This window comes from Ardenticatenales bacterium (assembly GCA_020634515.1).
In the GTDB taxonomy this organism is placed as follows: domain Bacteria; phylum Chloroflexota; class Anaerolineae; order Promineifilales; family Promineifilaceae; genus JAGVTM01.
Map to the genome: position 1 here is coordinate 442,813 of JACKBL010000003.1, position 13,032 is coordinate 455,844.

Consider the following 13,032-nt stretch of genomic DNA (forward strand, 5'->3'; position numbering starts at 1 on the left):
TACCTCATACCTCATACCTCATACCTCATACCTCATACCTTCATACCTTCATACCTCATGACGTTTTCCCTCACGTCTGTTATTATATCATGGTCATCGTCAGAGAGAGGAAGGGACATGCCACACAAACGAGCGTTTTTCAGGAAGATTATCTGGTTGGGAATGGTCGCCATGCTCTGGCTGGCGGCGGATTTGGGGTCAACGGCGGCGCAGGCGCAGGAAGGCGCGCCGCGTCCGGGGAGTCGCCTGTTTATTTCGGGGACAAATGCCGGCACGGCCCCCACGGTTGACGTGTATGTCTACGGCTTTGATGGCGCAGGCCAGCCGTTGGCGCTGACGCCGGCGCAGGTGGTGGTGCAGCACAATGGGGAGCAGGCGTTGGACGTGCAGGTGGCGGGGTTGGGAGATGCCGGCACACTCCCCCCCAACACCACCGGCACATTCACCCTCTTTCTCGTAGACACCCCGCCCGGCGTCAGCGATAGCCTCCCCACACTGCAAAACGCCATCCTCACCTACGCCAGCAACCTCTACATGCGCGAAGACGTGGACTACATCGCCATCTACCAGGTCGGCGAAACCGGCGCGCAGCAACTTCTGGCCCCCACCGGCTTCCACAACGCCGTCATCAACTTCTTCGGCCAGCCACTGCCCACCCTCAGCGGCCCCACCGCCCTCGTGGACAGCGCCGTGGGTTTGCTGGCATCCATGCCCTCCCTGCTGCCCCATCCCGGACTGGCCCCCAGTCTCGTGATCATCTCCGACGGCACAGACGTGGTCAGCACACAGCACGAACCCGCCGCACTGTACCAGACCGCCGCCGCGCAGGGCATCCCCATCCACACCATCTGGCTGGACAACGCCAACCTGAACCTGCCTGAACCGGGTCGCGCCTATCTGCAAACGGTCGCCGCCAACGCCCGCGGCCTTGCCGGCGCGCTGGACGACGCGGAATCGCTCACCGCTATCTGGGCGCGCATCGCCCAGTTCAGCCCGCGCACCATCATCCGCTACACCATCCCTAACCCCACGGGGGGCGAGTTTCCCATCAACGTCAGCCTGGCTAACGAACCGGGCGTGAGCGCCTCCGCCACTGTTAGCGTCGCCGCCAACACCCCCAGCGTGGTCATCAACCTTCCCCCGGAAAGCCGCACGCTCACGCTACCCGATCTGGATTCCCCCGTAAAACTACGCCTCAGCGCCACCGTCTCCTGGCTGGATGGCACGCCGCGCGCCATCAATCGCGCCCAACTTCTCGTAAACGGGCTGGTGGCCGCGGAGCCTAACGTGCAATCGCTGGACGATTTCCAGGTGGAGATCAGCCAGTTTCAGTATGGCGACAACACCCTGGAAATTGTTATTGAGGACGAGCAAGGGCTGCGCGCCACCAGCCCCGTCGTCACGCTGCGCATTGAGGAGGGTGCTGAGCAGGTTCCCGAAGAGATCGCGCCGGGCAGCTCTTTTCTGTCACTCCTGGGGCGGCTGGTTTTGTACTGCCTCAGTCTGGCGCTGGTGCTGGCCGTTCTGGTCTTGCTGGGCAGGAATCCGGCGGTACGCGCCCGCCTGCCGCAAAACCTCTCCGGCGCAGGCGAATGGCTGAGTTCGCTGCGCCTGCCATCCCGCGCCCCACGCGCCCGCCGCGCCACGCCCACCACACCCGCCGCCCCCGCCGCGCCGCCCCCGCCCGCCCCCGCCGCGGAAAAGGAGACCGCGCCCTACCTGGAGATCGTGGAATCCGTGACCGACCTGCCGCGCTACATCCCGATTGAAATTGTGGAGACGCGCCTGGGGCGCTCCCCGGCCAACTCGGATATTGTCTTTGAGAACGACATCACCGTCTCTCGCCTGCACGCCAGCATCATTTACAGCGAGCAAGATGATGAGTTTCGCGTGTACGACGAGCAGAGTACGAGTGGCACGTTGGTCAATGGGCAGGTGGTTCCCGGCTACGGCACGCCGCTGCTGGATGGGGACGAGATTCGTCTGGGGGCGGTGAGTTTGATTTTTCATTGGCGGTAAGGAAGTGTATCGATTTAAGGAGACCAGGGTATGACCGTCGCGGAGAAAGTTCAGCAACGCATTCTTAACCTTCCTGAGCCGTTGCAAATTGAGGTTCTGAATTTCGTTGAGTTCCTATTAGCAAAAGTCGAATCTCCCCCCAAAAACGATTTGCCGAACCACGAAGACCGCGAATGGATGAAGATGTCTTTGGCGATGGCGATGCGTGGAATGGAAGAAGAAGAGGGACCAGATTACACGGTTGCCGATTTGAAGGAAAGATTTGGATGACACGCGCCGGGTAAATCGTTCTCTTCCCTTTCCCGCTGACCAATCCGCAAGAAGGCAAACTTCGCCCCGCCCTCATCGTAGGGCAGTTGCCTGGCTCTTTTGATGATTGGTTACTTTGCATGATTTCTTCTCAGATCCACCATCGTACTCATGATTTCGACGATGTTATTGAGACAACGGACCTGGATTTCGTTCAATCCGGCCTAAAAAACACCAGCCTGGTTCGTGTGGGGCGTCTGGCAGTAGTGAATGAAAGCCTATTGCTGGGCGCAATTGGTGAGGTAGATGCCTCTCGTTTAGCGCGTATCAGAACCAATCTCGCTAACTGGTTGCTATCTCAATAGTTGTTGCCAACCACCAACAAATTGACATTCCATGATTGAATTGACGCCGCTGCAATTGGAAGCCATTGAGACAGAGGGAAACACATTGCTGCTCGGAAATGCCGGCACGGGCAAATCCACCGTCCTGCAACACCGCCTGCTGCGCCTGCTGCGAGAAGGCGTCTCCGCCTACAACATCCTCGTCCTCGTCTCCGAATACGGCCACGAGCAACCCTTCCTGGAATTGATCCAGGCCTCCAACCTCGGCCCCTACGCCCAACTGAACATCACCACCTACAACAGCCTGGCGCGGGAAATGGTCGTCCTCTTCTGGCCCCTCGTGGCCCGCGTCGCCGGCTTCACCAACCCCCACAAGCCCCCCGCCTTTCTCGAATATGACATGGCCCAACTGCTCATGTGGCGCATCCTCGCGCCCATGCAGGCGGAAGGTGCCTTTGCCGGCCTGCGCCTGCGTCCGCAGCGCATCGTCAGCCAACTTATTGACATCCTCAATCGCGCCGCCTTCAATGGTCTCACGCTGGACGAAGCCATCGCCCGCCAGGCGCAAGTGTGGCAGCACGAGCCGGACCAACTCCGATTGCTCGCGGACGCCGCCGCGGCCGCGCGCCGTTTTCGCCAGTTTTGCCTGGAAAACAGCCTGCTGGACTTCTCCCTCACGATTCAGGTTTTTGATACCCACCTGGTGCACGCGCCCCACTTCCGCCACTATTTCAGCGAGCGATACCGCCACGTGATGGTGGACAACATTGAGGAACACACCTACGCGGCGCAAAACCTCGTCGCCGACCTGATGGACCAGATTGAGTCGGTGGTCATCGCCTATGACGAGGGGGGCGGGTATCGTCGCTTCCTCTCCGCCGACCCCGCCAGCGCGCGACGGCTGGCCGACCACTGCGCGCAGCGGTTCCACTTCACCGATGCGGAAAGCCACACTTCCAATCCGGCCATGTCCCACCTGGCGCGCCATATCGGCAATTTCCTGCTTATCCAGCACGATGGCGCGGCAACGCAGGCCACGGAGGCCATGCTGGGCACGGTAAAGACGCGCTACCGCCGCGAGATGTTGCTGATGCTGCCGGCAATTTTGCACCGCATCATAGAGGAATTAAACGTCCCGCCCGCCGAAATCGCCCTGATCGCCCCCTACCTCGACGGGGCGCTGCAATATACCCTGCGCGAAGAACTGCGACGTGCCGGCATTCCCTACCGCCTGCTGCGCCGCCGATCCAGCCCCCGCGAAGAACCGCGCGTGCGCGCCTGGCTCACCTGGCTGGCGCTGGCCCACCCCGAATGGGCCACCACGCCAGATCACGACATCCGCCCCTCCACCTACGATGTCGCCGAAGCCCTCACCCTGAGCATCGCCGGCCTGGATCCCATTCGCGCCAGCCTGGCCGTCAGACACCTGTACGACACAGCGGCAGGCGTTCTCATGCCCGCCGACCACCTCCTGCCGGAAATGGAAGCGCGCATTGGGCCGCGCATGGTGGCGTTGATTGAGCGGCTGCGCCTATGGTTGCAGGAATATGGCGGCGGCGCGCTGCCACTGGATGCCTTCCTCTACCAGTTGTTCAACGATTTGCTCTCGCAAACGGATTTTCAGCCGGAACCGGACCTGGCGGGCGCGGCCATCTGCGACTGGCTCGTGCGCACGGCCACGCGCCTGCGGGAGTCGGCGGCGGCGATTGGTTTGGACACACCGGCGGCGATTGGGGAAGCGTTTATTGCCGGCATTCATCAAGGCCTCGTCACCGCCAACCCACCCGACCTGGGCGACCCGCCCGACCCCGACGGCGTCGTCATCGCCACCACCTACGGCTACCTCCTCTCCGGCATCAGCAGCCGCATTCAGGTCTGGCTCGAATGCAACATCATGGGCTGGTGGCAAACCCCCTACCAACCCCTGAGCAACGCCTTCGTCATGGTACAAAGCCGCCCCGAAGCGCAGTTGTGGACCGCGCAAGAAGACATCGAGGTGCGCACCGAACTGCTCAACAGCGTCATCCACGGCCTCACCAGCCGCTGCGCCGAAGCCGTCCTCATCACCTACAGCGACCTTGACCGCCGCGGCCAACGCCAGACCGGCGCACTCTGGCGCGCCCTCCAACCCATCCAGGAAGGAAATGGTTGGTTGCAAGTGGAATGATGACTCTACTGAAAAAAGGCCAAAAACCGGGTTTTTACACATGAAAACCCGGTTTTTTCAGTGATTGTTGCCCATTCCCATGCCCATTCGCCCGCTCGTCATCTGCCTTTTCCGCCACAAAAACCACATCCTCGTGATGGAGGGTTACGATCCCGTCAAGCAACAGACGTTCTACCGGCCCCTGGGCGGGGGCATTGAGTTTGGCGAACACAGCGCCATCGCCCTCCGCCGCGAACTACGCGAAGAATTGGGCGCGGAAATTACCGCCCTGCGCTACCTGGGCACACTGGAGAACATCTTCACCTATGCCAGCCGCCCCGGCCATGAGATCGTGCTGGTATATGACGCCACCTTCGTCGATCCCTCCTTCTACGTGCCCCCGCGCGTCCAGGGCGTTGAGGACAACGGGAAACCGTTCTACGCGCACTGGAAGTCGCTGGACTTCTTCCGCGCCCCCGGCGCGCCCCCGCTCTATCCCACCGGGCTGCTGGACTTGATGCGGACGCAATCCGCGCCGCCAACCATCAACCGCCAACCACCAACGGACTACCATCCATAAATGACATTGGTCATGACAGATGACTGCGTTTGTCACTACGGATGTCAGCCCACATTTGCGATACTGATGGTGGATTATTGCTTCCCTGGTTGCACCATTTTCATCATTCCCAGCTTGATCCGATTGCACATTTAGATTTGGAGCGAGGGCTGGAGCAAACGCCGCAACAAGGTCTGACGATAGCATACAATACCAAACGGCCTCGTCAGTCCGCGGGAACGGTCAGGAAACGATTTCGTTGCCTGGATATTTTTCGATCCCTCCGAGAAACCAACCCTTTGCCAGGCAACCCGATTCGCGGATTATTTTGCCCCTCTCGGCTCCAGGTCTGATTTTCCTTTCGTTGGAGATGACAGCCTGCATGTCCGCCACCAGCCGACTTAGTGACCCCACAAACGTACTCGTCCACAAATGCCGGCACGGGGCACTACCCCACCCCAAACATCCCGACTGGCGGCGTCGCCTGCCCGGTTCATGGCCCCCAGACTGCCATCCCTTCTTTTCACACAACCAACCTCAATCAATTTCCCAATTGATACGCCAAATGGAGGATAAAGATAATGGCCCACGGTCGTATCGTCATTGACGTCGAACGGTGCAAAGGCTGCGAACTCTGCCGCGATGCCTGTCCAAAAGACATCCTGATATTCGCGGAAGAACTCAATGCCAAAGGGTATCGTCCGGTCATCTTGCTAGACCCGATGCACGATTGCACCGGCTGCGCCCTCTGCGCCACCGTTTGCCCCGATGGCTGCATCACCGTCTACAAGGACGTTGCCCCAGCCCGCAAACAGGAGGAAATGAGCTATGCCTAAGGAATTGCTCAAAGGAAACGTTGCTTTCGCCGAAGCCGCCATTCGCGCGGGCTGCGACGCCTATTTTGGTTATCCCATCACGCCCCAGACAGAACTGCTGGAACACATGTCCAAACGCATGATCGAACTCGGGCGTGTTTTCTTGCAAGCGGAAAGCGAAGTAGCCGCCGTGAACATGGTCTACGGCGCCGCCGCCGCCGGCGCGCACGTCATGACCTCCTCCAGCAGCCCCGGCATCAGCCTCATGCAGGAAGGTTTCAGCTACATGGCCGGCTCCGAAGTGCCCGCCGTGGTAATTGACATCATGCGCGGCGGCCCCGGCCTGGGAAACATCCAGCCTAGCCAATCCGACTACTACCAGGTAACCAAATCGGCGGGTCATGGGGATTTCCACCCGATTGTGCTGGCTCCTTCCACCGTGCAGGAAGCCATCGACTTGACGGTGCTGGCCTTTGATCTGGCGCAGGAGTACCGCACACTGGTCTTCGTGGTGGCCGACGGCGCTATCGGGCAGATGATGGAACCGGCGGAACTCCCCCCCATGCGTCCGCTGCCAGAAAGACGCCCGCAATGGGCGCTCACGGGCGCAAAAGGACGCCCACGGAATATCATCAATTCCCTGTACCTGGGGGCGGCCAACCTGGAAACCTTGAACCAGCAGCTTCAGGCCAAGCTCATGCGCATCATGGCGCGCGAAGTGCGCTACGAAACACAAAACACGGAAGACGCGGATGTGCTGTTGGTGGCCTTTGGCACGGCGGCGCGCGTGGCGCAAACGGCCATGCAGCGCTTGCAGGGCGAAGGGCTGAAAGTGGGGTTGTTCCGCCCCATTTCGTTGTGGCCTTTCCCGGAAAAGGCGCTGTTGGCGGCAACGCGGCCGGCAAAGGCCGTGCTGGTTGTGGAGATGAACGCGGGCCAGATGGTGCATGATGTGCGTGAGTATCTGGGCAATCGTCTTCCGGTGCGGTTCCTGGGTCGCATGGGCGGCACCATTCCGATGCCGGAAGAAGTAGAGAATGAGGTTCGTATGCTGCTGGCGCGGGAAGAAGTGCCGGCATTTACCCCGGAGGGCGGCAATGGTCACCTTAACTAACCAGGAAGAAATCGTCTATCAGCGTCCCCAATCCCTGGCCGACGTCTACACGCACTACTGCCCCGGCTGCACCCACGGAACCGCCCACCGCCTCGTCGCCGAAGTCATCGACGAACTCGGCCTGCAAAACGACACCATCCTCGTCGCCTCCGTCGGCTGCTCCGTCTTCGCCTACAACTACTTCGACGTAGACGCCTGCGAAGCCGCCCACGGGCGCGCCCCCGCCATGGCCACCGGCATCAAGCGTGTCCACCCCGACAAAATCGTCTTCACCTACCAGGGCGACGGCGACCTGGCCTCCATCGGCATGGGCGAAGTCGTCCACGCCGCCAGCCGCGGCGAGCAAATCACCGTTATCTTCATCAATAACGCCATCTACGGCATGACGGGTGGGCAAATGGCCCCCACCAGCCTCATCGGGCAAAAAACCACCTCCTCCCCCTTCGGACGAGACGCCCACCTCACCGGTCAGCCGGTCCGCATGGCGGAACTGCTGGCCGGCCTACCCGGAACCGTCTACAGCGTCCGCCGCAGCCTGCACGATGCCCGTCACGTCATCCAGGCGAAAAAAGCCGTCAAAACTGCCTTTACCGCCCAAATGCGCGGCCTCGGCTTCAGCATCGTGGAACTGCTCTCCTCCTGCCCCACCAACTGGGGCCTGACGCCTTGCGACGCGCTGGACTGGATCAAGGAAAGCATGATCCCCTACTACCCTCTGGGCGACTACAAAGTGATCGACGAACTGCAAGACACGACGCGGCGCGGTCGCCGCTAATTCTCACAGGAGATGAGACCATGACGACCCCGTGGAAAAACCGCTATGCGCAGCGAATGCATGGCATGGGCAGTTCCGTCATCCGCGAACTGCTCAAACTAACCGAACAACCGGACATCATTTCGTTCGCCGGCGGCCTGCCCGCCCCCGAACTTTTCCCCGTAACCCAATTTGAGGAAGCCACGGCGCGCGTTTTGCGGGCGCACGGCAGCAAGGCGCTGCAATACAGCACCACCGAGGGGTATTTGCCCTTGCGCCAGTTTATTGTGGACTCAATGGCCCAATACGGCATCGAAGCCGCGCCGGAAAACGTGCTCATCACCAGCGGATCGCAACAGGCGCTGGACCTGATCGGCAAAGTCCTGATCAACCCCGGCGACACCGTCCTCACCGAGCGTCCCACCTACCTCGGCGCGCTGCAAGCGTGGCACGCCTACCAGGCGGAATTCGTGACCGTGCCCATTGATGACGATGGGCTGCGCACCGACCTGCTGGAAGAGGCGCTCTGCAGCGGCCCCAAATTCATGTACATCTTGCCCAACTTCCAGAATCCGGGCGGCGTCACCCTCTCGCTGGAACGACGACAAGAACTAATCGCCATGTCCGACCGGTATGGCATCCCCATCATCGAAGACGATCCCTACGGCTCGTTACGTTTTGAAGAGGAACATCTGCCACCGCTGGTCGTGCTGGACGCGGCCAAACTCAACCACCGCCCCGGCAACAACGGCAACGGGCGCGGCTATTTGCGCGGCAACGTCATCTACCTGAGTACGTTCTCCAAGACGCTGGCGCCCGGTCTACGCCTGGGATGGGTGGTGGCCCCGACGGACGTGATCAAGCGGTGCGTGATGGCCAAGCAGGGAATGGACCTGCACAGCAGCATTTTCGTGCAGATGGTGGCCCATGAAGTGATCAAAAATGGGTTCCTGAAGGAGCATGTGCGCCTGATTCGCCGCGTTTACCGCGAGCGACGGAACATTATGCTCGCGGCGCTGGAACGGTACTTCCCACCGGAGGTGAGCTGGACGCGGCCTCGCGGCGGCCTGTTCCTGTGGGTGACGCTGCCGGCATCTCTGGACGCGACCAAATTGCTGGAACAAGCCATCGCCAACAAGGTGGCCTTCGTGCCGGGCACGGCCTTCTACCCGGATGGCAGCGGTCATAACACATTCCGCCTGAATTTTTCCAATGCCCAGCCGGAAAACATTGAGTTGGGCATCAAGCGGTTGGGAGAAGTCATTGCCGCGGCGCTGGCCGTGGAAATGCCACGGGAACTGAGTTTTGCATGAGGAGACTTCATGTGCGGCAGCACACCACCATAAATGACAACATCTTCCCGGAAGCTGTTACCCAGGACCATCATCCGTGAATGAGCTTCCGGGAAGATCATTTTCAGAGGAGTATATAATGGAGACTTCAATCGTTATCGCCGGCTTTGGCGGTCAGGGGGTGTTGTTCGCGGGGCAGTTGCTGGCATATGCCGGCATGGACTACCGCCACAACGTCACCTGGATCCCCTCCTACGGCCCGGAAATGCGTGGTGGTACGGCTAACTGCACCGTCATCATCAGCGACGCGCCCATCGGCGCGCCCATCGTCGCCCGCCCAGACATCGCCATCGTTCTTAACCAACCCTCCTTCGAGAAATATGAGCCGCTGGTCAAGCCAGGCGGCCTGCTGGTCGTCAACAGCGCCATCGTCGCCATGCAATCCACCCGCACGGACATTGATGTTGTCTACGTGCCGGCAAACACCATTGCCAACGAACTGGGCAGCGACAAAATGCTGAACATGGCCGCCGTGGGCGCCATGCTAGGCAAACGCCCCGTGCTGCCGCTCTCCGTGGTGGCAAACGCGCTGGTAGAACACCTGCCCGCTACCAAAGAGCATCTGATTGAGAGCAACCTGCAAGTCTTGCGGCGCGGCTTTGCCCTCGCCAGCGGCGAAACGGTTAGCTTGAACTTGAGCGAATAGACGCGCCACCGATGCGCCTGCAACTAGTGGGCGCATCTCCCTTTTTGCGCTATAAAGAAGAGGGGCGTTGGGTCTTCTCACAGGGACGCCGCGCCCCTCTTATGTATTCCGCAATCGGCGGACAACGATCTACTGCCTATCCATCATCAACAGCTTTCATCATACGCGGAGACACTTTATGTTCCAGAAGATACTCGTCCCTTTAGATGGCTCTGAGTTGGCCGAACGCGCCTTGCCCCTGGCGACGGCGCTGGCGGCGCAAGGAGGCGGCAGCTTGATGTTGCTGCGCGTGCCCATTTTCGACCTGCAAGAGTCACTGCTGCCGGCGGTGACGGAGCATTACGACGCGCGCTGGCGGGAGTATACGGCGGAGGATGCCGTGCGCGCCGCCGCCGCGTATCTGGACCGCCTGGCGACGAATCTGCGCGAAGAGGGGATTGTGGTGTACACGCGCGTGGTGGAGGGAGACCCGGCCGGCATTATCGTGGACATGGCGCAAACGGAAAACATAGACCTGATCGTGATGTCGCCGCGGGGCATCGCCGGCCTCACCCGTTGGGTTTTCGGCAGCGTCACGGAGCGGGTGCTGCGCCACGCGCCCTGTCCCGTCCTCGTCTCGCGCGCGCAGGATGCCGGCATTCAACGCATCTTCATCACCCTCGACGGCTCCACCGTAGCCGAACAAGCCCTTTCCCCCGGCCTGGCCCTGGCCGACCTGCTGCACGCGCCCGTCACCCTGTTGCGCGTCGAACCCCCCGTAGCCCACAACGTCGTCGAGGAGATGGTCATCGAACTGGCCCTCGCCGACGATGACGCCGTGGAGCAGTTGACCGACGCGGCCCTGGCAAACGCCGCCCTCTACCTGAACGAAATCGCCGCCCGCCACGAGCAGCCGGGGCGCACGCCGCAAAAATCGCTCCTCCTCGGCGCTGCCGCGGAGCGCATTCTGCAGACGGCGGCAGAAGTCCCGGAAAGCCTCATCGTCATGGCCTCGCACGGGCGCACGGGCGTGCAGCGCTGGGTCTACGGCAGCGTCACGGAAAAAGTGATGCGCGGCACGGAAGCCTCGCTCCTGATCATTCGATCCCCATCCGCCGGCCAGCCAACCCCGTAAATGATGAGCGAATCCGCGCCCGTCGTCGCCTTCCAGGGAGAACTGGGGGCATACTCGCATCAGGCCATCCACCAGCATTTTGGCGACCGGGTGCGTGTGCTGCCTTGCGTGAGTTTTGCCGGCATTTTCGACGCCATCCACCACGGTCAAGCCACGCACGGAATGCTCCCCGTGGAAAACTCCCTCGCCGGAACCGTCATCCCCGCCTACGACGAACTCAGCGACCACGACCTGCGCATCCAGGCGGAAGTCATCTTCCGCGTTAGCCACTGCCTCCTGGCCCCGCCGGCCACGCCCCTCAGCGACGTGCGGCGCGCGCGCTCCCATCCGCAGGCGCTGGCGCAGTGCGCGCGCACATTGCGCCGCCTGGAACTGGAGCCGGTCGTGGATTACGATACGGCGGGCGCGGCCCGCGATCTGGCCGCCCATCCCCAACCACACACGGCGGCCATCGCCAGCCGCCTCGCCGCCGAAATTTATGGGTTGGAGGTGTTAAATGCCGGCATTGAGGACGAAACCGCCAATTATACGCGCTTTTTTCTCCTCGGCAGCGCCGACCCGCCCCGCCGCGACCCCAGCAAAACCTCCATCATCTTCACCACCCGCCACATCCCCGGCGCACTCTATCACGTCCTGGGCGAACTGGCCCGGCGCGACATCAACCTGACCAAGATCGAATCCCGCCCCCGGCGTAACCGCCCCTGGCATTACCGCTTCTTCGTTGATTTCGAGGGGCACGAGGACGACCCCCACGTACGCGCCGCCCTGCTGGGCATCCTCAAACGCGCCTCCTCCCTCAAACTCCTCGGCTCCTACCCCGCCGCCCAACAACCGATGTCCGACGAACCACCAACCGAAAACTAAAACCACCGTGACTATACAGGTCATCTGCCCAGATTGGACCAATTTGCTCTCGTTAAATCCTATATGTCTACAAAATTGGTCCAATCTCTCGGAGACGTGAATAGTTACAAACCACTTACTGTTTCCAGGAGTCTCCCATGCACCAATCTTTTGTCACTACCACGCGCGGATTAGACCGCACCTCCCCGCCCATGCGTCTATACGAAAAGGCGAAACGGCTGGGCATCTGGAATCCCGACGACCTGGACTTTAGCCAGGACAAGGCGGATTGGCAGCGCCTGACGCCGGATGAACAAGACCTGGTGTTGCGTTTGACCTCGCTGTTTCAATCGGGCGAGGAGGCGGTGACGCTGGACTTGCTGCCCCTGATCATGGCGATTGCCCGGGAGGGTCGCCTGGAAGAGGAGATGTATCTGACGACGTTTCTCTGGGAGGAGGCGAAGCACACCGATTTCTTCAACCGCTTTCTGGTGGAGGTAGCGGGCGTCCAGGGGAATCTGAATCATTACCACACGCCCAGTTACCGCGCAATTTTTTATGAGGCGCTGCCGGCATCCCTGCAAGCCCTGCGCGACGATCCCTCCCCCGCCGCCCAGGTGCGCGCCTCCGTGACCTACAACATGGTCGTGGAAGGCATGCTGGCGGAAACAGGCTACCACGCCTATTTTACGGTGATGGCAAAGCGAGATTTATTCCCCGGTCAGCGGCAAGGCATTTACTATCTGAAGCAGGACGAATCCCGCCACATCGCCTATGGCATTTACCTGCTTTCGCGCCTGATCGCGGCGGATGACTCTTTATGGCAGGTGGTGGAGGATACGTTTAATGAGTTGGTGATGCCGGCAATCACCATCATCAGCGAGGGACTATCCGCCTACGACGACCCCAAACCCTTCGACATCACGGAAGCGGAGTTCATCGGCTACGCCATGAGCCAGGTGGAAAAACGCATTGCCCGCCTCGAACGCGCCCGCGGCGCCTCCCTCAACGACATCTACCGCGTCACCCAAGACGCCATAGACCACGACGACGCCTGAAAAAAACAAAAACCGGGTT

General features: G+C 61.0%; 12 protein-coding genes and 1 pseudogene. All 13 read left to right on the forward strand.

Annotated features, from left to right (window positions below; genetic code table 11):
• The first annotated feature begins 117 nt into the window (after positions 1-117).
• The 13 genes and pseudogenes from H6650_10680 to H6650_10740 all read left to right on the forward strand — a co-directional run bounded on the left by H6650_10680 (position 118) and on the right by H6650_10740 (position 13,013).
• Positions 118-2,019 carry an FHA domain-containing protein gene (locus tag H6650_10680; protein MCB8952467.1) on the forward strand — a complete coding sequence of 634 codons (1,902 nt, stop codon included), beginning with the start codon at positions 118-120 and terminating at the stop codon, positions 2,017-2,019.
• 30 nt (positions 2,020-2,049) lie between these two features.
• The gene (locus H6650_10685; protein ID MCB8952468.1) at positions 2,050-2,289 is read left to right on the forward strand and encodes a DUF2281 domain-containing protein; all 240 of its coding nucleotides are present in this window, start codon (positions 2,050-2,052) and stop codon (positions 2,287-2,289) included.
• A pseudogene (locus H6650_10690) lies at positions 2,286-2,633 on the forward strand (type II toxin-antitoxin system PemK/MazF family toxin). The gene H6650_10685 and the pseudogene H6650_10690 overlap by 4 nt, the downstream one beginning before the upstream one ends.
• A 31-nt stretch (positions 2,634-2,664) precedes the next feature.
• Complete coding sequence (locus tag H6650_10695; GenBank protein MCB8952469.1) at positions 2,665-4,779, forward strand: UvrD-helicase domain-containing protein; 2,115 nt, start codon at positions 2,665-2,667, stop codon at positions 4,777-4,779.
• 79 nt (positions 4,780-4,858) lie between these two features.
• Positions 4,859-5,338 (forward strand): NUDIX hydrolase, encoded by a 480-nt coding sequence (locus H6650_10700; GenBank protein MCB8952470.1) that lies wholly within the window; start codon positions 4,859-4,861, stop codon positions 5,336-5,338.
• Positions 5,339-5,898: 560 nt separating this feature from the next.
• On the forward strand, positions 5,899-6,153 hold the full coding sequence (locus H6650_10705) for a 4Fe-4S binding protein (GenBank protein MCB8952471.1): 255 nt from the start codon (positions 5,899-5,901) through the stop codon (positions 6,151-6,153).
• Positions 6,146-7,246 (forward strand): 3-methyl-2-oxobutanoate dehydrogenase subunit VorB, encoded by a 1,101-nt coding sequence (gene vorB, locus H6650_10710; protein MCB8952472.1) that lies wholly within the window; start codon positions 6,146-6,148, stop codon positions 7,244-7,246. The genes H6650_10705 and vorB overlap by 8 nt, the downstream gene beginning before the upstream one ends.
• Positions 7,230-8,021, forward strand: a complete 792-nt coding sequence (locus tag H6650_10715) for a 2-oxoglutarate oxidoreductase (GenBank protein ID MCB8952473.1) — start codon at positions 7,230-7,232, stop codon at positions 8,019-8,021. The genes vorB and H6650_10715 overlap by 17 nt, the downstream gene beginning before the upstream one ends.
• A 20-nt stretch (positions 8,022-8,041) precedes the next feature.
• Positions 8,042-9,313, forward strand: a complete 1,272-nt coding sequence (locus H6650_10720) for a PLP-dependent aminotransferase family protein (protein ID MCB8952474.1) — start codon at positions 8,042-8,044, stop codon at positions 9,311-9,313.
• 118 nt (positions 9,314-9,431) lie between these two features.
• A complete protein-coding gene (locus H6650_10725; protein ID MCB8952475.1) occupies positions 9,432-9,998 on the forward strand; it encodes a 2-oxoacid:acceptor oxidoreductase family protein in 567 nt (188 codons plus the stop codon).
• A gap of 178 nt (positions 9,999-10,176) precedes the next feature.
• Complete coding sequence (locus H6650_10730) at positions 10,177-11,112, forward strand: universal stress protein (GenBank protein MCB8952476.1); 936 nt, start codon at positions 10,177-10,179, stop codon at positions 11,110-11,112.
• 3 nt (positions 11,113-11,115) lie between these two features.
• Positions 11,116-11,976, forward strand: a complete 861-nt coding sequence (pheA, locus tag H6650_10735; GenBank protein MCB8952477.1) for a prephenate dehydratase — start codon at positions 11,116-11,118, stop codon at positions 11,974-11,976.
• A 137-nt stretch (positions 11,977-12,113) separates the two neighbouring features.
• Positions 12,114-13,013 carry a R2-like ligand-binding oxidase gene (locus H6650_10740; GenBank protein ID MCB8952478.1) on the forward strand — a complete coding sequence of 300 codons (900 nt, stop codon included), beginning with the start codon at positions 12,114-12,116 and terminating at the stop codon, positions 13,011-13,013.
• Positions 13,014-13,032 lie beyond the last annotated feature (19 nt).